This window comes from Rhizobium phaseoli (assembly GCF_010668805.1).
Taxonomy (GTDB): Bacteria; Pseudomonadota; Alphaproteobacteria; order Rhizobiales; family Rhizobiaceae; genus Rhizobium; species Rhizobium phaseoli_A.
The window spans coordinates 46,599-65,141 of the sequence record NZ_WUFT01000010.1; the positions used below are offsets into that span (position 1 = coordinate 46,599).

Annotated in this window: 15 protein-coding genes and 1 riboswitch; of the genes, 8 read left to right on the forward strand and 7 right to left on the reverse strand. The window is 61.1% G+C overall.

Features of this window, described 5'->3' with window-relative positions; all coding sequences use genetic code 11:
* The first annotated feature begins 181 nt into the window (after positions 1–181).
* Positions 182–324, forward strand: a riboswitch (FMN riboswitch).
* Between the two features lie 76 nt (positions 325–400).
* On the forward strand, positions 401–835 hold the full coding sequence (locus tag GR197_RS16795; RefSeq protein ID WP_164011438.1) for a 6,7-dimethyl-8-ribityllumazine synthase: 435 nt from the start codon (positions 401–403) through the stop codon (positions 833–835).
* Positions 836–994: 159 nt separating this feature from the next.
* Positions 995–1,684, forward strand: coding sequence for a VOC family protein (locus GR197_RS16800; RefSeq protein ID WP_164011440.1), 690 nt, complete (start codon positions 995–997; stop codon positions 1,682–1,684).
* 385 nt (positions 1,685–2,069) lie between these two features.
* Here GR197_RS16800 and GR197_RS16805 read toward each other — a convergent pair whose 3' ends face one another.
* Together GR197_RS16805 and GR197_RS16810 are read right to left on the reverse strand one after the other, a co-directional pair.
* Positions 2,070–2,843: a DUF1194 domain-containing protein gene (locus tag GR197_RS16805; protein WP_164011442.1), complete on the reverse strand. Its 774-nt coding sequence runs from the start codon at positions 2,841–2,843 to the stop codon at positions 2,070–2,072.
* Positions 2,844–2,942: 99 nt separating this feature from the next.
* On the reverse strand, positions 2,943–3,845 hold the full coding sequence (locus tag GR197_RS16810; protein WP_164011444.1) for a LysR family transcriptional regulator: 903 nt from the start codon (positions 3,843–3,845) through the stop codon (positions 2,943–2,945).
* A 194-nt stretch (positions 3,846–4,039) separates the two neighbouring features.
* Here GR197_RS16810 and GR197_RS16815 point away from each other — a divergent pair, with 194 nt between their 5' ends.
* Positions 4,040–4,765, forward strand: coding sequence for an SDR family NAD(P)-dependent oxidoreductase (locus GR197_RS16815; protein ID WP_164011445.1), 726 nt, complete (start codon positions 4,040–4,042; stop codon positions 4,763–4,765).
* Entirely contained in the window at positions 4,759–5,247 is a 489-nt protein-coding gene (locus GR197_RS16820; RefSeq protein ID WP_164011447.1) for a RidA family protein, read from the forward strand. The genes GR197_RS16815 and GR197_RS16820 overlap by 7 nt, the downstream gene beginning before the upstream one ends.
* 96 nt (positions 5,248–5,343) lie before the next feature.
* Here the strand turns inward: GR197_RS16820 and GR197_RS16825 are convergent, their stop codons facing one another.
* Positions 5,344–5,883, reverse strand: a complete 540-nt coding sequence (locus GR197_RS16825; protein ID WP_164011449.1) for a Pycsar system effector family protein — start codon at positions 5,881–5,883, stop codon at positions 5,344–5,346.
* A 127-nt stretch (positions 5,884–6,010) separates the two neighbouring features.
* On the opposite strand from GR197_RS16825, the gene GR197_RS16830 reads away from it, so the two are divergent.
* The gene (locus GR197_RS16830; protein WP_164011451.1) at positions 6,011–9,769 is read left to right on the forward strand and encodes a FecR domain-containing protein; all 3,759 of its coding nucleotides are present in this window, start codon (positions 6,011–6,013) and stop codon (positions 9,767–9,769) included.
* A complete protein-coding gene (locus GR197_RS16835; protein ID WP_164011453.1) occupies positions 9,769–11,751 on the forward strand; it encodes a CHASE2 domain-containing protein in 1,983 nt (660 codons plus the stop codon). Before GR197_RS16830 ends, GR197_RS16835 begins: the two co-directional genes overlap by 1 nt.
* A gap of 40 nt (positions 11,752–11,791) precedes the next feature.
* Here the strand turns inward: GR197_RS16835 and GR197_RS16840 are convergent, their stop codons facing one another.
* On the reverse strand, positions 11,792–12,658 hold the full coding sequence (locus GR197_RS16840) for a LysR family transcriptional regulator (RefSeq protein WP_164011846.1): 867 nt from the start codon (positions 12,656–12,658) through the stop codon (positions 11,792–11,794).
* 69 nt (positions 12,659–12,727) lie between these two features.
* Here GR197_RS16840 and GR197_RS16845 point away from each other — a divergent pair, with 69 nt between their 5' ends.
* Positions 12,728–13,699: a quinone oxidoreductase family protein gene (locus GR197_RS16845; RefSeq protein ID WP_164011455.1), complete on the forward strand. Its 972-nt coding sequence runs from the start codon at positions 12,728–12,730 to the stop codon at positions 13,697–13,699.
* Between the two features lie 68 nt (positions 13,700–13,767).
* Here the strand turns inward: GR197_RS16845 and GR197_RS16850 are convergent, their stop codons facing one another.
* Positions 13,768–14,304 (reverse strand): GNAT family N-acetyltransferase, encoded by a 537-nt coding sequence (locus tag GR197_RS16850; RefSeq protein ID WP_164011457.1) that lies wholly within the window; start codon positions 14,302–14,304, stop codon positions 13,768–13,770.
* 322 nt (positions 14,305–14,626) lie between these two features.
* On the opposite strand from GR197_RS16850, the gene GR197_RS16855 reads away from it, so the two are divergent.
* A complete protein-coding gene (locus tag GR197_RS16855) occupies positions 14,627–15,607 on the forward strand; it encodes an SDR family oxidoreductase (protein WP_164011459.1) in 981 nt (326 codons plus the stop codon).
* 815 nt (positions 15,608–16,422) lie between these two features.
* Here the strand turns inward: GR197_RS16855 and GR197_RS16860 are convergent.
* Positions 16,423–17,235 carry a class I SAM-dependent methyltransferase gene (locus GR197_RS16860; protein ID WP_164011848.1) on the reverse strand — a complete coding sequence of 271 codons (813 nt, stop codon included), beginning with the start codon at positions 17,233–17,235 and terminating at the stop codon, positions 16,423–16,425.
* 310 nt (positions 17,236–17,545) lie between these two features.
* Positions 17,546–18,298 (reverse strand): nucleotidyltransferase domain-containing protein, encoded by a 753-nt coding sequence (locus GR197_RS16865; protein ID WP_164011850.1) that lies wholly within the window; start codon positions 18,296–18,298, stop codon positions 17,546–17,548.
* Positions 18,299–18,543: the final 245 nt, after the last annotated feature.

Below are 18,543 nucleotides of genomic sequence, written 5' to 3' on the forward strand. Positions count from 1 at the left end.
CGTGAGCATGTAGGTGGAAATACACGCTCAGCAAGTGCGCCGGGCCACACCGCCCCCGTCGCCCGACACCGGCGCGGTGGGTTGCAGCCAGCTAAGGTGGAGATCGCGTCACCCTATACCCGCATCCGCGATGAAAGCATTTCGCCCTATTGCCAGCCCCTCGTCTTCCCCCTATTGTCCCGGCCGTTCTCAGGGCGGGGTGAAAGTCCCTACCGGCGGTATGCAGTTTCGATTGCGAGCCCGCGAGCGCCTTCCTCGGAAGGGTCAGCAGATCAGGTGAGATGCCTGAGCCGACGGTCATAGTCCGGATGAAAGAGAACGCACGTTCCCAGCCCTTGCGGCTGTCGGGGACGTTCGTGATCGCCTTGGGTGATGTGTCTGTTCGCCAAAGGAGATTACCATGACACCCACCCGCTACGCCTTTATCAAAGCCAACTGGCACGCCGACATCGTCGACCGCGCCCTTGACGGCTTCTACCAGCTCGTGCCGCCCGAGCAGGTTGATGTGTTCGATGTTCCCGGCGCATTCGAGATGCCGCTGCTTTCCCGCGATTTGGCCGCAAGCGGGCGTTATGGCGCAGTCATTGCCGCCGCTTTCGTCGTCGACGGCGGAATTTACCGCCATGAATTCGTCGCCCAGGCCGTGGTCGACGGGCTGATGCGCGCCGGCATGGATACCGGCGTGCCGGTGCTTTCGGTTTCGCTGACGCCGCATCAGTATCAGGAAACCGAGCACCATAAGCAGATCTACCGCGCGCACTTCGTCGAGAAAGGGCGGGAGGCCGCAAAGGCCGCGCTGACGATCGGGAAGACACGCGCCGCTCTTGCTGCGTAAGGGGTTCCCTCCGAACCGAGGCGGCGGGACCGATCCCGCCGTCTTCATCAGGTCAGTTCCGACAGAATAATTGATTCGACGCCCTCGCCGCGCTGTGGTCCACTCGACCCCGACATGTATCGCCATTCTTAATGCGTCCCAAACCTCAAGGAGCTGAAGATGAGCAATGCAATGCGCAGTGAAACCCCTATCGAAAATTCGAGAACACGGCCCGTCGACACCAAGCTCGAGGTTGTCGTCATCCCCGTTTCAGACGTCGATCGCGCCAAACGTTTCTACGACAGCCTAGGCTGGCGGCTCGACGCCGACTTCGCCAATGATGCCGATTTCCGGGTGCTCCAGTTTACTCCACCCGGCTCCGGCTGCGCGATCATCTTCGGCAAGAACGTCACCGCCGCGCCACCCGGCTCCGCCCAGGGGCTCTACCTTATCGTCTCCGACATCGAGGCCGCCCGCCGCGATCTCATCGCTCGCGGCGTCGAGGTCAGCGACGTGTTCCACGACGCATCAGGCGTCTATGCCGGCAAGGACGAGCCCTATCTCTTCGGACGGCTGCGCATCGCCGGCCGCGATCCCGAAAACCGTAGCTATCGCTCCTTCGCCTCGTTCAAGGATCCCGACGGCAATGGCTGGCTGTTCCAAGAGGTCACCACGCGATTGGCGGGACGCATCGACGCCGACGAGACAGCCTTCGCAACCTCGAGCGACCTTGCATCAGCGCTGCGCCGCGCGGCGACCGCCCACGGCGAACACGAAAAGCGAAACGGCGGCAAGCACGACGAAGGCTGGCCGGACTGGTACGCCGATTACATGGTCAGCGAACAGTCCGGCAGAGAGCTGCCGCTATAGATGGGTATCGCGGTTGGAGGACGCAGACGCTCGTCGCGCCTGTGTTCCTTCTTAACAATGGTGCAATCCGCTTGCCTTTCGCTCGCCGCTCAAGGCGGAGCGAAGGACGATGGAGGACGTGCCGTGCTGCCCCCTCATCTGCCTGCCGGCATCTTCTCCCCGCTGGGGAGAAGGGGCAAGCCGCACGACCTTCATTCCCAAGCTGAGGTTTCAAGGGACGCGAGGCGCCGCCGCGATTCCGCTTCTCCCCTCGGGGGTCCGAAGGACGGGGCGAGACCCGTGGCTCGACCCAGGTCGATGCCGGCAGGCAGATGAGGGGGCCACACGGCACGTCTTTCATTGTCTCTCGCTTCACCCCCGGCGCAAGCGAAAGCAAGCCACCCCCTCACCGCTCGAAAAAATCCCGCCACTGTTTCTCACCAACCAGACAGTCCGCGGGCGCATCCCCCGCAATCCTGCGCACCGTCGCCGGTGGCGGAAGGCCGCTGATTTCAAGCACCAGCTTGCGGCGCACGGCGACCGCGAAATCCTCGATCTTGTGGACCGGCAGCACGAAGGCGCCGGGGCCGCCGATGACGCAATCGGCGTAATATGTGTCGAGCCCGTCGGGGGCATCGGAAGGCCGCAGCATGATGGCGAGGCCGTTGATGACCATGCCCGCTTCCACCGCCCTGTCGCGGGCTGGTGTCACGGGATTGCCTGAGTTGTTCGGGCCGTCGCCGGAAACGTCGATGACCTCCCGCCTGCCCTGAAAGGGACTAGCGATGATCATGCTGGTGCCCTGGGCAATGGCGGTAGAGATCGAGGTGCGCCGTTGCGTGGCGACCGGCCGGGCGTCGAGCTTGTCGGCAAAGGCGATCGCATCCGCCTCCGTCTCGATCACCTGCCAGTCGATCACCGAGCCCTGGACGACATAGCCCGCCCATTCGAAATAGCTGATGGCGATGCGCCCGGTGAGCCCACCCTTGACCGCATCGATGAATTCCTTGTGCTTGAGCGCCTCGACATAACCCTCGCGCTGGATGCCGATCTCCTCGACATCCATCGAGCGCGAGGTGTCGACGGCAAGGATCAGGGTTACGTCGACCTCGTTTCCCCCTGCCTGCGCTGCCGGGACGAGGCCGGAAAGACCCATAAGCACCGCAACTGTCGTCAGCATCGGCAAATCCCCGCGCCATCCAAGCGCAACCTTAGCACAGCTTGGCCGCCGCTGGACGCCCGGCCCCGCAGGCAGCTTCAATTTTCAGTGATGGCCGGCTCAATGCAGCGGCAGCCACAAAGGATTTTTCCATGCTTTCAGCGCGTCGATGAAGGCCTGCAATCTGGCGGGCAGGAAGCGGCGAGTGGGATAGACGGCATGCACGAATATTTCTTCGGACGACCAGTCCGGCAGCAGGCGGATGAGCGCACCTCTTCTGATCTCGTCGTCGCAATAGGTCGAAGGCAGCAGGCCGATGCCGTGGCCGCGATTGGTGAAGGCACTCACCGCGTCGAAATCCCGGCTCGAGACCGGCCCCGACACCTGCTGGCGGACCGACTTGCCGCCGCTGACCAGATGCCATTCCGCTTCGCCGTTGCGGCCGTTCAGCAGCACGCACCGATGCTCCTTCAGGTCGTCGGGCTTTAAGGGAAGCGGCCTGCCTTTCAGATAGTCCGGCGCGGCGACCAGATAGCGCACGCTCTTTCCGAGCCGCTGTGCGACCATTGAGGAATCCTTGAGTTCGCCGAAGCGGATGCCGAGATCGATATTCTCGGCGATCAGATCGAGGAACAGGTTGGTGACGAAGAGATCGACCTGGATCTCGGGATAGGTCTTCAGGAAGGACGATACGAATTCGTAGAAGACCTCCTGTCCGAAAATGACGGGCACGGAGATCTTTAGAAGACCTTCCGGCTTTTTCTGCGTTTCCGTGAGTGCCTGCTCGGCGTCGATAAGATGGGCGAGCGGCTCGCTGCACTGATCGAAATAGGCCCGGCCCTGCGCCGTCAGGCTAAGCTTGCGGGTCGTGCGCTGCAGCAGCGTCACACCAAGCTGCTCTTCCAGCGACGTCACCTTGCGGCTGACGGTCGAGACCGGCATGCCGAGAGAATGGGCGGCGCGGCTGAAGCTGCCGTACCGCGCCACCGTCACGAAAACCGCGATGTCGTTCAGGTCTGCCATGCCGCGATTTTTGCATAGATGCAAAAGAGAATCCAGATATTTCCGTCTAATCGAGGAATGGAGTTTTCGCCATATTCACCTTGCGAAAACGATCATAACCCGATGGAGGCGCATTCGCAGCTGCCCCATCTCGAGCGACCCGGCCTTTTGCAAACGCAAGACCTCCGTTGCCCGACCGAATTATGGAGTTCAACATGACTACCGCAAAGACTGTCATCGTCACGGGCGCCTCCCAGGGTATCGGAGCCGGGCTCGTCAACGCCTTCATCAAGCGCGGCTATAATGTCGTCGCCACCTCGCGCCAGGTCAGCGCCTCGGATGCCTTGCAGGCGTCGGACAGACTGGCGCTCGTCGACGGCGACATCGGCGAGGCCGAAACCGCCGCGCGGGTCGCAAAGACCGCGATCGACCGGTTCGGCTCGATCGACGCCCTCGTCAACAATGCCGGCATTTTCTTCAGCAAGCCGTTCGTCGATTACACCATGACCGACTTCCGCAAGTTGTCCTCGACCAATCTCGAAGGCTTCATCCACCTGACCCAGCTGGTCGTCCGGCAGATGCTCGCCCAGAAATCGGGCGGCAGCATTGTCAGCATCACCACACCGCTGATCGATCATCCGATCGCCGGCTTCTCGGCCTCGGTAGCGATGATGACCAAGGGCGGCATCGACGCGATCTCGAAGAACCTGGCGATGGAATATGCAAGCGAGGGAATCCGCGTCAACACCGTGGCTCCGGGGGTCGTCGATACGCCGTTGCACAAGGACAATCCGAAGGACTTCCTGAGCACGCTGTCGCCGATGGCTGGCATTTCCAACGTCGCGGAAGTCGTCGATGCGGTTGTCTTCCTGACCGAAGCTCCGCGCGTCACCGGGGAGGTGCTGCACGTCGACGGCGGCGCACATCTGGGCAAATGGTAAACCACCCGCAAGTGCAGGCAGCCGGCGCAGAACGCCGGCTGCAGGAACTCGGCATCACCCTTCCCCCGCCACCGACACCCCTGGGGGCCTATGTCGAGGCGGTCAGATCAGGCAAGCTGGTCTTCTTCAGCGGCATGCTGCCGGTTATCAACCGACAGCCGCGCTATATCGGCCATGTCGGCGGCCAGCTGACATCAGAGGACGGCAGGAAGGCGGCGGAGACGGCAACACTGAGTGCGCTGGCGGCCGCCAAGGACTATCTCGGCTCGCTGGACAGGGTCGTCAGGATCGTCAAGCTCGGCGTCTATATCGCCACCGAAGGGGATTTCCGCGACCACCCGAAAGTCGCGGACGGAGCGTCGGAAATGCTGCTCCAGGTCTTCGGCGAGGAAAAACTCTCCGGCCGCGTCGTCCTCGGCGTCGCCAGCCTGCCGCTTGGCGTCCCGATCGAGCTGGAACTCGTTCTTGAGGTCGAGAATTGAAGAGGACGGGCGCGCTTCGGCGCGCCCGTCTCACCGCCCTTGCATTCTTGGCATGGCGTGCGCTCAGCGCAAATGAGTGTTGTTAACGACCCATCCTCACATCGCCACCAATAGCAGCACGTAAGCGATGACGCTCACCATCAAACCGCGAAACGCAAAAGTGACGCAGCGGTATTTGCTGCGAGCGATGGCGGAGAGGATGTTGGCGTTTTCGAGATATTGGTCGAAGAGATAACGCTCGTCGCGCCGCAGTGCCGCGTCGAAGAACAGGTCTCGGTGGTTCTGCCAGGCGCCCCAGAACAACGAAGTCGAGCTATCCAAACGGCGCGGCAGCACGACGAGGATGGCTGACAGGATTGAGAAGACCGAGGCTGCGGCAAGCAAACCGGAAAACAGCGTGCTCCCTGATGTGCCGCTGACATAACGCCCCAGGCTGAAAACCGCCCTCACCTCGCTGGAGCTCACCAGGAAGGCCAGCATAAACGTGAAGATATAGGCGGCCTTTTGATCGGATATCTTGATCTGATCATAGAATATGTCGTTGATTTTCTTGATATGGTCGAAATACTCGACGCCGATATCCGCGCTCGACGGATGGCTTAGCATAACCTCAGTTGCAGTTTCGAATTCGCTCACATGAATACTCCGCCATCAAGTGTTTCTCTGATATTACACTTGGAGACGAAAGCAAGAACACGTGTGCAACACGCTTGACTTTTCCACTCTACACAGACAAAGGGGAAGTGGGGTTGGGGTCTGGGTCATGCGGGGTTATTCCAAGAACATCTGTCGGGCTGGCATGGCGCTGGCGCTTGCGATGCCCGGTTTCGCGCCGTCGGCAATGGCTGAGCCGGTACAGCGTGCAACACCGGTCGCCGGGTCGGTCATCGCCCGCAAGACCGGCGAAGAGGTCCGTTTCATCGACGTATCGACTTGGCGTGTCGTCGATATCAATCAGGATCTTCTGACCGGCGACGTACTGCGCACCAACGCCAATGGCCAGCTCGCCATCGTCTTTTCCGATCACACCCAGGTTCGCCTCGGCCGCAATTCATCGCTGCAGGTCAAGAAAATGGCCGCAAGTGGCGACACGACTCTGGAGCTGCAATCGGGAACGATCTGGGCGCGCGCCGAGCGAGGCGGCCAGGGGCTGACGGTCGAAACACCAGCGGCCGCTGCCGCCATCCGCGGCACCGACTGGACCATGACGGTCGAGGGCAACAAGACCTCGATGATCGTGCTGGAAGGCCGCGTGGCGCTTAGCAACCCGCAGGGTAGCGTCGAGGTGAACGAAGGCGAAGGGGCGGTCGCCACCATCGGCCAGGCACCACGCAAGCTGGTGATCGTCACGCCTGACGACCGCGAACAGATGCTGTTCTACCTGAACCTGCGTGATGGATTCGGCCTGATGCCGACCTCTCCGTTGCCGGCAGGCCGCATGGCCGATGAGCGCCGCCGGCTGCTGGCTTTGCCGGCGGACCGTCGCACCACCGAGGACTGGCTGGAGCTTGCCGAAGTGCAGAGCGCCTTCGACGGCCGGCAGGTCGCCGCAAAGACACTTCAGGAGGTTCGCCGGCGCAAGCTGACCACCCTCCAGAAGGCGCGCGTCGACCTGATTGATGCCACGATCGCCGGCTCCGAAAAACGCTATGACGAAGCCGCAAGGCTGTTTGCGGCGGCACTGCCGCATCTCGATCCGGCCCGCCGGAACATGGCGCAGTATGGCGGCTATTTCGCCCGTTCGCTTGCCGATCCAGCCCATGTCGAAAAGCCGCCGTCATCAGCGGTCGGCCCCTATGGCGCGATCATGCAAGCCTACACCGCAGGCTTCCTCAAAAATCCCCGCGCCTCCGTCGACCTGATCAAGGATGCGGAAAAGCGTTTTCCTGATGACCCAACCCTGCCCGCGATCCGCGCTCAGCTGGCGCAGCTGATCGATGACCGCGCTGAGATGCAGGAGGCGGTGAACCGCGCCCTCTCGCTCGATCCCAATCATCCGATCGCCCTTGCCGCACGCGCCGCCTACAAGGCGAGCTACGAAAGCGATATCGATGGCGCCCTGGCCGACCTGAACCGCGCCATCGAGCTTGCGCCGGGCGCTTCGGGATCGTTGAACTCGATGGGCCTGCTGCAAAGCGCCCGCGACGCCAATGGCGAGGCCGAGGCTGCGTTCCTAAAGGCGATCGCCCTCGATCCGCAGGATCCGGTCCCCCACGGCAATCTTGCCATCCTCTATCTCGACCAATCCAGGATGAAGGACGCCAAGCGCGAAATCGATGCGGCGCTCGCCGCCGATCCCTCCTTTGACATCGCCCTCCTCGCCCGCGGCCGCTATTACCTGCAGACCGGCGAGCGCGACAAGGCGCTGGAGGACCTGCTGGCCGCCAGCACCGCCAATCCCGCCCATTCGCAATCGCAGCTGATGCTCGCCGCCGCCCATTACGAAAAGGGCGACCGCATCCCCTCCGAGCAAGCGGTCGACAATGCCGACAGGCTCGATAAGAACGATCCGGTCATCTCCTCCTTCCGCACCGCCGTCGATATCGACGATTACGACGCCGACGGCGCGATCCGCAACGCGCAGGAATTTCTCCGCCGCTCGCGCGCCCGCGGCGGCGACTACAGCGAGCTTGGCGCCAATGAGGACGCCGGCTCGACGCTGAACAACGCTTTTCGCCTGCAGGGCCTGGATGCCTGGGGCCGCTATTACGGGGACGCGGTCTTCAGTCCCTTCGAAGGCAGCGGCTATATCGACCAGTCGATCAAGGGCAGCATCTTCCCTTACGTCAACGCAACGAGCTTCAGCGATGACAATGTCATCCAGAACCGCGGCAACGCATCGAGCTATTCGTCCTTTATCCAAGGCTTGCTGCTTGATCCGCACATGCTCTCCGGCCGCTCTCGTTCGGCAACGCTGCTGCGCACGCCGTTCATCGAAGGCTCGCTCGGCGGCGGCATCAACAGCGTCGACGGCCATACAAGGCGCATCGGCGAGGCCGAAATCCAGGGTTTTTCGAACGAGACTATCCCGCTCAGCTTCTTCGGCAACCTGACCTGGGAAGAACTGGCGCTCGATGGCGACTATCGCGATTTCGGCGGCTTCCAGACCGACAACAAGCTTATCGGCGGCAATGGCTATCTGACGGCAACGGTGACGCCCGACGATCGCGTGGTGGCCTATGTCAACCATGCCAAGAACGATGGAACGCTGAACGCACTGACGCAAGGCTCGTCACTGACGGACTTCCTCAACCTGCTGGGCGCCGGGATTCCAACGGAAGTCTCGTCGGAATACAACTATCGGCGCAATATCACCGAAACCACCAATGCCGGCCTCGGCTGGAGCCATACCTTCGGCTACGAAAATATATTGAACGGCGCCTTCCTCTATTCGGAAAGCAAATCGCAGACGTCCACCGCCCTTCAGGTCGACGATGCGCCGGTTCTCGGCCTGCGCGATCCTGACATCATTCCATTTTTGGACGGGACCGAGGATCTGTCTTCAAAAACCTATATCGGCGCGCTCAGCCATTCCATCGGCAGCGGACCGCTGACGTGGCGGTACGGCATCGAAGGCGGCTGGATCGATGCCAGCACAACCACCTCTTCTCGCCTGCATGAACTCTTTCCGCGCGTCGTGATCATCCCAGAGACCACGACCGGCCCGGACACATTCAGCAACCGCGTCAATATCAGCCGCGCCTACATAGACGTGCTGCACGAGATCACACCCGATCTCAAGGGCGAATACGCTCTCTTCGGCACGCATATGGAAGGCGACGGAGTCGACGTCAGCCGTCTGGAACCACGCTTCGGCCTTGCCTGGACACCTGCCCAGAACCATTGGCTGCGCGCCGCCTTCATGCGCCAGAGCCTCGACACCGGCGTTCCCACTCTCGCCCCGATCGGCATCCTTGGTTTGCAGGCCAACCAATATTCGATCGGCATCGAGGGTTATGCCGATACGGCCGCACTGCAATGGGATGCCGAATGGACCGACCGGTTTTTCACCTCGGTCGAATACCAGCACCAGGAATTGCATGATTTTTCGATCGACCTGCCGCTGATCGCGCTTCCCGCGGCCGACAGCCTGCCGCTGTCCCGCGGCAGCATCGACCGCGCCGCCGTCACCGCCAATATCGCGCTCGGCGCCGGTTTCGGCCTCTCGGCCACCTACGCCTACATGGAATCGGAGAACAAGGACCCGCTGGAGCCGAACTACGGCGGCTCCCTGCCATTTATCCCGAAGAATTCCGGCCAGATCGCGCTGACCTGGGTCAACGAGGCCAAGGTCAAGGCAACAGTGGCCGCCAATTATGTCGGCGAGCGCGACGGCGATGACCTCGGCACCAAGCTTGACGACTATTGGAGCCTCGACGCGCACCTGATCTGGGAACCGCTGGACAAGCGCATCGCACTCGAAGCAGCCGCTTATAACCTGCTCGATGAGGAGTTCGAGATCACGCCCGGTGTGCCCGGTTGGGGCCGCGCCTTCAAGGGCACCCTCAAAGTCCGCTTCTGATGCGGGATCAGGATAAGTCTCGGCAGGCTGGGACGACCCGCGGGCAAGCCGGAAACCGTCACCTCAGGCTGCTGGCGCTGTCGCTGACCGTATTGATCGCCATCTCGTTGCTGTCACGCCTGCCCGCCTGGTCGCTGCTGGAACTCAGAAGCTTCGACTATCTCTCGACTGCAGACGATCCACGCCCGCCGCCGGACGGGCCGGTCATCGTTGCGATCGACGAGCCGTCGCTTGCCGATATCAACGCGCAATGGCCCTGGCCACGCAGCCTGCATGCCGAACTCGTGAGACAGCTGCGCGCCGCCGGCGCCCGTGTCATCGGCCTCGACATCATCATGGCCGAACCTTCGAACCCGGATAATGATGCGGCAATCACCGAAGCCGTTGGCACCGACGTCGTGCTCGCCGGCGACGAAACGCTGATCGAGACGCCACAGGCTTCGCAGCTGATCCGTGCCACGCCGCTGCCGCAGCTGACGCAAGCGGGCGCTGCGACCGGCATCGCTTCGATCGATCTCAGCGGCGACGGCATCTTCCGCCGCATTCCGGGCTATGAGGACGGCTTTGCCGCCATGCTGGCGAAGACGTCGGGAACGCCGGCGGAGATCCTGCCGGCCGGCCGGCTCATCCAGTCCTTCGGCCCGGCCCGCAGCTATCCTACGGTCTCCTACTACCAGGCGCTCGACCCTGAGAATTTGCTGCCGCGGAATTATTTCAAGGGTCGCGTCGTTCTCGTCGGCCTCAGCCTGCAGAATGCGCCCGCGATCGACAAGGGCGGTGTCGATGCCTTTGCGACGCCCTATACGGTTCACACCGGCAAACTCGTCTCCGGCGTCGAGATCCAGGCGACGATCTACGACAATATCCGCGCTGGCCTGTCGATCGCGGAAGCCCGCCTGCCCATGGTTGCAGCCTGCATCCTGATATCGGTGCTGCTTGCCGCCACGACCGTCTGGCGCTCGACGGGATGGCTGACGATCGTCACCAGTGCGGCGGCTCTGCTCGCCTTCGCCGCCGTCAGCTTTGCCGGCATCCGACTTGCCCATGTCTTCGTCTCGCCGCTCGGCCCGACCGTCGCCTATATCTCGGTCGTCTTCGGCCAGGCCGCTTTCGATTATGCCGAGGAGCGCCGCAACAAGCGGCAGATCATCCGCGCCTTCGCCCAATATATCTCCCCCGATCTCGTCAAGCGCCTGTCGAACGATCCCTCGCAGCTGAAGCTCGGCGGCGAGCGGCGCACGCTCTCCGTGCTGTTCTCCGATGTGCGCGGATTCACCACCATCGCCGAGACGCTGAAGGACGATCCGGAGCAACTGACCGGTCTGATCAACCGGCTGCTGACGCCGCTCTCCGAGGTAGTGATGGACCATGGCGGTACGATCGACAAATATATGGGCGACTGCATCATGGCCTTCTGGAACGCGCCGCTCGACGATCCCGACCATGCCCTCCACGCCGTGCGCGCCGCGCTTGCGATGCAAATGGCGATTTCGCGGCTGAACAACCAGCTGGAGCGGGAGGCGGCCACGCGTGGCGGCAAGCCGCACGACCTGAGGATGGGCGTCGGCATCAACACCGGCGAATGCATCGTCGGCAATATGGGCTCGACCCGCCGCTTCGACTATTCCTGCCTCGGCGACAGCGTCAACCTTGCCTCCCGCCTGGAAGGCGCCTCGAAGAATTATGGCGTGGCACTGCTGCTTGGCGAGGAGACCGCAAGACTGGTCGCCGACACTTACACCGTGGTCGAGCTCGACCGGATCATCGTCAAGGGCCGTACCGTGCCGTCGCCGGTCTTCACCGTCCTCTACAAGGCCGATCCGCAGTCCCTCGCCGCCCACCGGGTGTTCATCGAGGCAAAATATGCCGGCACGCTCGCGCCATCCGACCCCGTCTTCGAGACGCTGGCGGCTGACCTGCCCGAGCTTGCGCCCTATTACGCGATTGTCAGGGATGAGCTGGTTGGCGACGGCGGGGAATGACGGTCTTGGGCAGCGCTGAAACTTGACGCTTGGCAGCCGATTACTTCCCGAAGGCGGGCTTGAGCGCGTCCACGACCACGCGCACAGAGGGGACATCCTTGATCTCCGAATGCACGACCAACCACACGTCCCTTGCAAGAGCATGTTCGTCCGTGATGCGTTGGAGATCGCCGGATTCCGCGACGGCGAAATCCGGGAGCATGACGACGCCGCCACCAAGTCTCGCGGCCGCGGCCTGAAATTCCAGTACGGATGATCTTACCGCTATTGGCCGGCCAGCGGCCAGCTCAAAAAGACGGACCTGCTGGGGCGAGGCGTTCATGGTTTCGTCATAGCCGATAAAAGTCCATTCGGATGGCCCAACGGTTTCGAGATATGACTTTGAGGCATAGAGGTCGAAGGTGATCTCGCCCAGCTTGATGATGGAATAGTCGCCATCTTCTGGTCGCGACAACCGCACGGCGATGTCCGCCTCCCGTCGATTCAACGACGCGAGCCGTTTCTCGCCGACAAGCGTGATCTGGACGGCTGGATGGTCTCGCCGGATGGCCACGATTGGCTGCGCCAGACGTACGCTCGAAAGCGCGGGAGGAGCGCTGATCCTTACATGTCCACGCAATTCACTCGAGCTGCTGCGACCAAGCTGCTCGATTGCAGCAGTTTGCGTGGCGATAAGCATTGCATGCCTGGCAACCTGTTCGCCATCGGCGGTTAGAACGACGCGCCGTCCACGACGGTCGATGAGCTTGCGTCCCAGTCTGGCTTCCAGCGATGCAACACGTCGGCTTATTGTCGCATGTTCAACGCCGAGCTGCTTGGCCCCGCCGAGAAACGTTCCGGACTGTGCGAGCGCCAAGAAATGCCGCAGGTCGTCCCAATCGATTTGTGTGAATTCTCTCCCAATCATTGGGCGATAATAGGGAATTTTTACGCATCTCGCCACCGAGTAGTTTGTCTGCATCAAGGAGACAAAACGATGACAGATCAGATCATACTGCTGAACTCGCCGGGCGACGTCACTCACTTCCAGGTCGATGATCAACGTGTCGATCTCCCTGGGAAAGGCGAGATCCAAATCCGCCACCACGCTATCGGAACCAACTTTCTCGACGTCTATCACCGCAAGGGCATCTACCCTCTGCCCGCATATCCCGCAGTGATCGGCGTGGAGGCCGCGGGCGTCGTCGAAGCTGTCGGTCCCGGCGTCGACAGCGTCAAAGAGGGCGATCATATCGCCTATGCGGGACCGCCGGTCGGAGCCTACTGTTCGACGCGGAACATCGCCGCCGACCGTGCAATCACGCTTCCCAAGGTGATTTCGGCCAAAACGGCGGCAAGTTCGCTGCTCAAAGGCATGACCGCTTACATGCTGTTGACGAAGACCTTCCATGTGCGTGACGGAAGTTCTGTTCTCGTTCATGCGGCCGCCGGTGGACTGGGCAGCATGCTTGTTCGTTGGGCAAAGTCGCTCAATGCCACGGTGATCGGCACGGTCAGCAGCGCTGAGAAGGCAGCACTGGCCGCCTCCTACGGAGCCGATCATCTGGTGGTTGGACGGGCAGCGGATATTGTCGCTGAGGTCAAGCGGCTGACGGGCGGAAACGGTGTCGACGTCGCCTTTGACGGAATTGGCGGCGACATGCTTGTTAAAAGCATCCGCTCGGTCCGACCTTTCGGCATGGCTGTCAGCATCGGCCAGGCCGCCGGTCCAGTTCCACCCGTTCCGGTCGAGGAACTCCGGCCAGGCAAGGCGCTCTCTCACCCGAGCATCATGGCTTGGTGCGCTGATATCGATAGATATCGTGAGGCCGCTCAAGCGGCAGTGCGGGCAATGGAAACAGGGATCGTCTCTCAGATCGGCGGCGAATACAGCCTGACAGATGTTGCGACGGCCCATGAAGAACTGGAGTCGGGACGTTCGGCGGGAAGTATCTTGCTGATACCTTAGAGCGAGCAAAAATGCGCAACGGTTTTGGGCCCGCGCAAACCGGCCAACCCGAACGTCCACGTCAACTCCTAAGTCCGGAATTCGTCGAGGGCGTACATATTGGTCGGTGCGCCGTGCAGCATCACTCCGCGGTCGAAGTGAAAGCCGCATTTCTCCAGAATGCGCTTTGACGCGACATTGATAGGGCGGACCAAACCGATCACCCGCTCCGCATGCAGATCGTAGAAGGCAAAGGTCAGTGTTTCCCGGACCAATTCCGTGGCATATCCCTGCCCCCAGCTTTCGGGGTGCAGATGATACGAAAGATTGAGGCCGCCGAATTCTTGCGAAACGGTCACGCCGCCGAAACCGATCAGCGCGCCGTTCGCTTCGACCGCCCAACGCCCGAACCCATGATCTTTCCAATGCCCGATATCACGGGCAAGCCGCGCAGTACTTTCTTCGGGCGAGTCCGGCCGCGGCACGGGTCGGTGTGCGACCAGTTCCGGTCGAGAGAAAAGCTCGGTCAGGAAATGAATATCCGTTGGCGCAGGAGCCCTGAGCGACAATCGCGCTGTATGCCTCACTGTCGGCGAGGCGGCGCCATTGAATTCTTTGTCGAACATCGTCTACCTCTTCATCGAGGAGGGATATCCTCGGCACTTCTCATCTAGGTGCGGCCAGGACGCAATATCCTCCGCACTTTTCATCTGGACGCTGCATCCTCCAACGCTCCTCATCGGGAAGTGTGCAGACCAGAGGCCGGAGCCTCGAAGGACACGCCGCAACGCTGCTCCTTGCATCCATCACCGCCCAGAACATCCGCCTCGCCCTCAGAGGCCGCTTCCAGGCATCTAGGGACGATGGCGAGATTTCTGGGAGACGATCAAGTTCTTTCGCGCTATGAAGAGCCATCATCGATCCCGCGCAGACCCCGAGGTCACTCTCATGGCTTTGAAAGTTCTTTTCATTGGCGGCACCGGCCAAATCTCCTATCCATGCGTCGAGCGGGCCGTTGCTCAGGGCCATCATGTCAGCGTCTACAATCGCGGCTTGAGAAGCAACCCGCTGCCTGAGGGGGTGACCTCGATCGTCGGCGAACTGGGATCAAGCAGCTATGCGGATCTCGCCAAGGCCAACTATGATGTCGTATGCCAGTTCATCGCCTTCACGCCCGATCAGGTCGCGCGCGACATCGAGGTCTTTGCGGGCAATTGCGGTCAGTATATTTTCATCTCGTCGGCCTCGGTCTATGAAAAGCCGCCGCGTCACTACGTGATTACCGAGGACACCCCGGCGATCAATCCCTACTGGCCATACAGCCAGGCGAAGATTGCCTGCGAGGAATTGCTCAAGAAATCCAGCAATCTCGCCTGGACGATCGTCCGCCCCAGCCACACCGTTCGCACCGGCCTGCCGATCATGATGGGCGACAGCGACGTCATGGCAAGACGCATGCTCGATGGCGAGCCCACCATCGTGGCGGGCGATGGCCACACACCGTGGACACTGACCCGCGCCGTCGATTTCGCAGTGCCTTTCGTCGGGCTTTTCGGCAAGGAGGCAGCGCTCAACGATATTTTCCACATCACCTCCGATCGCGCGCATATTTGGGACGATATTCAAAAGACCATCGCAAAGTTACTGGGCGTCGAGGCGAAGATCGTCCACATCCCGACGGACACCCTGATCAAATACAATCCGGAGTGGGTAGGCCCGCTGCTCGGCGACAAGGCCTGGACGGCAATCTTCGACAATTCGAAGGTCAAGCGCGTGGCCGGCGATTTCACCTGCGCCGAGAGCCTGGATGAAATCCTGGCCGAGCCGATCATGCACCTCAAGCAGCGCCTGGCCAAAGGCCGTCCGCCAAGGGGTGAACTCGATGCTCTGATCGACAGGATCTGCGCCGCCCAAGGCGCACTTGGTTAGGATAACCGGGAGGCGTGGAATGATGGCGACAGTGCACCGCGGACACGCCACCGCCTCGTTTATCGAAGAATGACCGGCTGAAAATACTATGACGAAGGCCTTACTCTATTTCTTTCTTACATTGATATTGACGGTTACGTCCTTGATTGTTCCTTCGCCGTAGGACACCCTCACCTTATACATATCCTTTCCGGAGTATCCGCTATTGGAAGTATAATATTCGGACTTGCCAGGAGATCGCCTGGAATTACACCTAATCTGGGCGGCGCCTGTCGCATAATGTGAAAAAATCTTTTCGCTTACGAATTCTACCGATCCATGCGCCGGGGGCTGCACTAGTTTTATGCTCGGCATTGTCGCAGCGGTGCAGTCTGCATTCAAATTGTAAGACTGGCCCATTTTCGTCCGCTCTCCACTCAGGGCGCGACTATGATCCTCGGAGATTTGAACACCATCCTTGGTGGTAACGCATCCAGACAGACCCAAAGCTACGAAAAGCATGGGAGTTAGAATATGATTTGCTCTGAAAAATCGCGAACTCGGCATGCTTCTTTCATCCTCTGGTTTTAATAATATTACAATTCACCTTATCCAACTGGCAGCTTATTGCAATGGCGCGAGCCTTCACGGACGCCCCGCAAGCCGTCCGCAAAGGGATGAACTTGATGCTCTGATCGACAGGATCTGCGCTGCCCGAGGCGCTCTCGGCTAGGCATGCATTACGGGCGTTCGCCGGCTCTAGCGCATGATGCCGAAAAGTGTGTGCGGTTTCCGGGCGACATCATGCTCTACTGTTAATTTAAAACAGGATGATTTTAGGCCACGGCCACGATGACATGTGCCTGAATTTTGGCAGCAACCTCGCCGCCGCCATGCCTGTCTGCAATCGCGGATGCAGCGTAATCGGTCGCAGCCTCCAGTTTTCCCGTCTCTCTGGCCTCGATCTCATTGCGAAGAAGCGTGCCCTGACAATAGGCAACGGCCGGAATGCGGGGCGAGGATGCGCGGCTTTGCTCGGCTCTCGTTTCGATCACCACATGGGAGAAACCTGCGCCCTCGAGTTCGGACCGGATCAGGTCCTTATCGTGGTAGCCGTGCGGCGTGCGTGCCAGGAAGCGCGGCGGATCGTTCGGGAAAATCCTGGCGAGAGCATTCGTCACATCGTTCGCAAACACATTCTCTTCGATGCGATCCCATACGCTCAGCAAAAAATGACCTCCCGATTTCAGGACCCGCCTTGCTTCGCGATAGGCAGCCGGCCGGTCGGGAAAGAACATCGCCCCGAACTGACAACAGACGAGATCGAAGGTCCGATCCTCAAACGGCAGCGCCAGAGCATCCGCCTGGCGCCATTGGATGCGACTGTCGGGCGTTTGCCGGGAAGCGGCATAATCGAGCATCGGCTGGTTGAGGTCGCTGACGACATAGCTTGCGCCTGACGACAATCTTGGCGCCAATACACGGGTGACGACCCCTGTGCCCGCGGCGGTTTCCAACACGGCGCTCGGCGAGAAGGACGCTGCCCGCCCCGCAAGATCGGCAGCGTACGGCTCGAAAATCAACGGCACCATATAGCGGTCGTAGTTTTCCGGAACCGAGCCTGCGAACACCTTATCCGTTTCCAGCATTGCCATCACATCCATCCTTCCGATGGTTCAGGAGATTAGCATGGAAGGACCTGTTTAGTTTTGTTTTCGCACGAGAGACGTTCAACAGCGTCTGCGGCCATGTCGGCTGACCAGCTCACGGTTGCGGATGATATAATGGATTGAAACCGTCGGTGCGCGGACCACCAACCTCCGTTAGGTGCGCAGCCCGCAGGGCGAAGCCTCGAAGGACACGCCTCTGAGGGAGGCTCTCTTCATTGGCCGCACCGAGCCGGGAGCCAGAGCGTAGCCGCGGATTCTTCCATTCCGTGCTGGAAACCCGTCAGCTTGACTATTCCAGGCGACGCGCCTCCAGCGGCGCCTCCTGCCTGAACCCCTCGAAATAGCGGCCGCCATGCAAGGCAAGCTCGCGGTCGGCCAAAGCCAGCAATCGCGCAGCGTCGCCCCCTGCCGCCAGCCTGAACGCCCCTTCGAATTCGGCTGCCAATTGTGCGTCGAGCGCTCTCATGAGACGCGGCGCCCACTTTCCGCGGCCGGCCCACGCCCCACGCCCGAGGAGGATGAGGTCGGCGAGTTTCTGATAGAGCTGCGCGGCGATGGCCGCGACCTCTTCGGGCGGGCGCGACCCGCGCAGATCGTCGGCAAGATCGGTGACGTGATAGCGCAGCATGTCGTAGCTTGCGCCGGCAAGAGGTTTCGGCCCTGCCGCGAGCATGCTTTCGGCCCTGGCCTGAACGATGCGTGCGCGGTCGAAATCCGGCCCCACGATGCTGCCTGTCGCCACCATGGTGACCATGACGGGGCAGCCGCTCTCCGCATCGGCATGAAGATAATGCGCCAGCGTCTGTTCGTCGTGGACGAAGGCCTCGACCGGGAAACCGTCCTCAGTGAACGACTCCCGCCAGGCTCTTTCCAGCGATGGGAACACGACCACCAGATCAATATCCGAAAACGCAGTCCCATCGCCACGCATGAGCGAACCAGCCACGTAGACGAAAGCGGCCTCGGCAAAGCGGCTGGCGACGCAGCGGCGGGCAACGGCCAGCGCCCGCTCCGCAAGAATATGTTTCTGGATATCCACGATTTCGTCCTCGAATACTGGGACACGAGCGGCAACAAAAAACCCGCTCGTCTCCGGCGGGTTGGTCTCAGCGGCAATGAACGGAATTCAGTTCACGCGTCTACCAACCCCCGCGGCGCGGTGGTCGTAGACTGTGTTGAAACTGCAAAAATCCTATCCATGGCCAACGTTAACCTGCGACATTGACAGCGTCAATGCATCGAAGCCGGACACCCAAGACGCTTCCCCGGCGCGATGTTTTCCGTCTA

Coding starts and splice junctions, on each gene's coding strand:
- GR197_RS16805 (WP_164011442.1), bottom strand. CDS start 2,843: ATGCTGACGACAGTTGCGGTGCTTATGGGTCTTTCCGGCCTCGTCCCG.
- GR197_RS16845 (WP_164011455.1), top strand. CDS start 12,728: ATGACAGATCAGATCATACTGCTGAACTCGCCGGGCGACGTCACTCAC.
- GR197_RS16820 (WP_164011447.1), top strand. CDS start 4,759: ATGGTAAACCACCCGCAAGTGCAGGCAGCCGGCGCAGAACGCCGGCTG.
- GR197_RS16840 (WP_164011846.1), bottom strand. CDS start 12,658: ATGATTGGGAGAGAATTCACACAAATCGATTGGGACGACCTGCGGCAT.
- GR197_RS16810 (WP_164011444.1), bottom strand. CDS start 3,845: ATGGCAGACCTGAACGACATCGCGGTTTTCGTGACGGTGGCGCGGTAC.
- GR197_RS16850 (WP_164011457.1), bottom strand. CDS start 14,304: ATGTTCGACAAAGAATTCAATGGCGCCGCCTCGCCGACAGTGAGGCAT.
- GR197_RS16860 (WP_164011848.1), bottom strand. CDS start 17,235: ATGCTGGAAACGGATAAGGTGTTCGCAGGCTCGGTTCCGGAAAACTAC.
- GR197_RS16800 (WP_164011440.1), top strand. CDS start 995: ATGAGCAATGCAATGCGCAGTGAAACCCCTATCGAAAATTCGAGAACA.
- GR197_RS16830 (WP_164011451.1), top strand. CDS start 6,011: ATGCGGGGTTATTCCAAGAACATCTGTCGGGCTGGCATGGCGCTGGCG.
- GR197_RS16815 (WP_164011445.1), top strand. CDS start 4,040: ATGACTACCGCAAAGACTGTCATCGTCACGGGCGCCTCCCAGGGTATC.
- GR197_RS16795 (WP_164011438.1), top strand. CDS start 401: ATGACACCCACCCGCTACGCCTTTATCAAAGCCAACTGGCACGCCGAC.
- GR197_RS16855 (WP_164011459.1), top strand. CDS start 14,627: ATGGCTTTGAAAGTTCTTTTCATTGGCGGCACCGGCCAAATCTCCTAT.
- GR197_RS16835 (WP_164011453.1), top strand. CDS start 9,769: ATGCGGGATCAGGATAAGTCTCGGCAGGCTGGGACGACCCGCGGGCAA.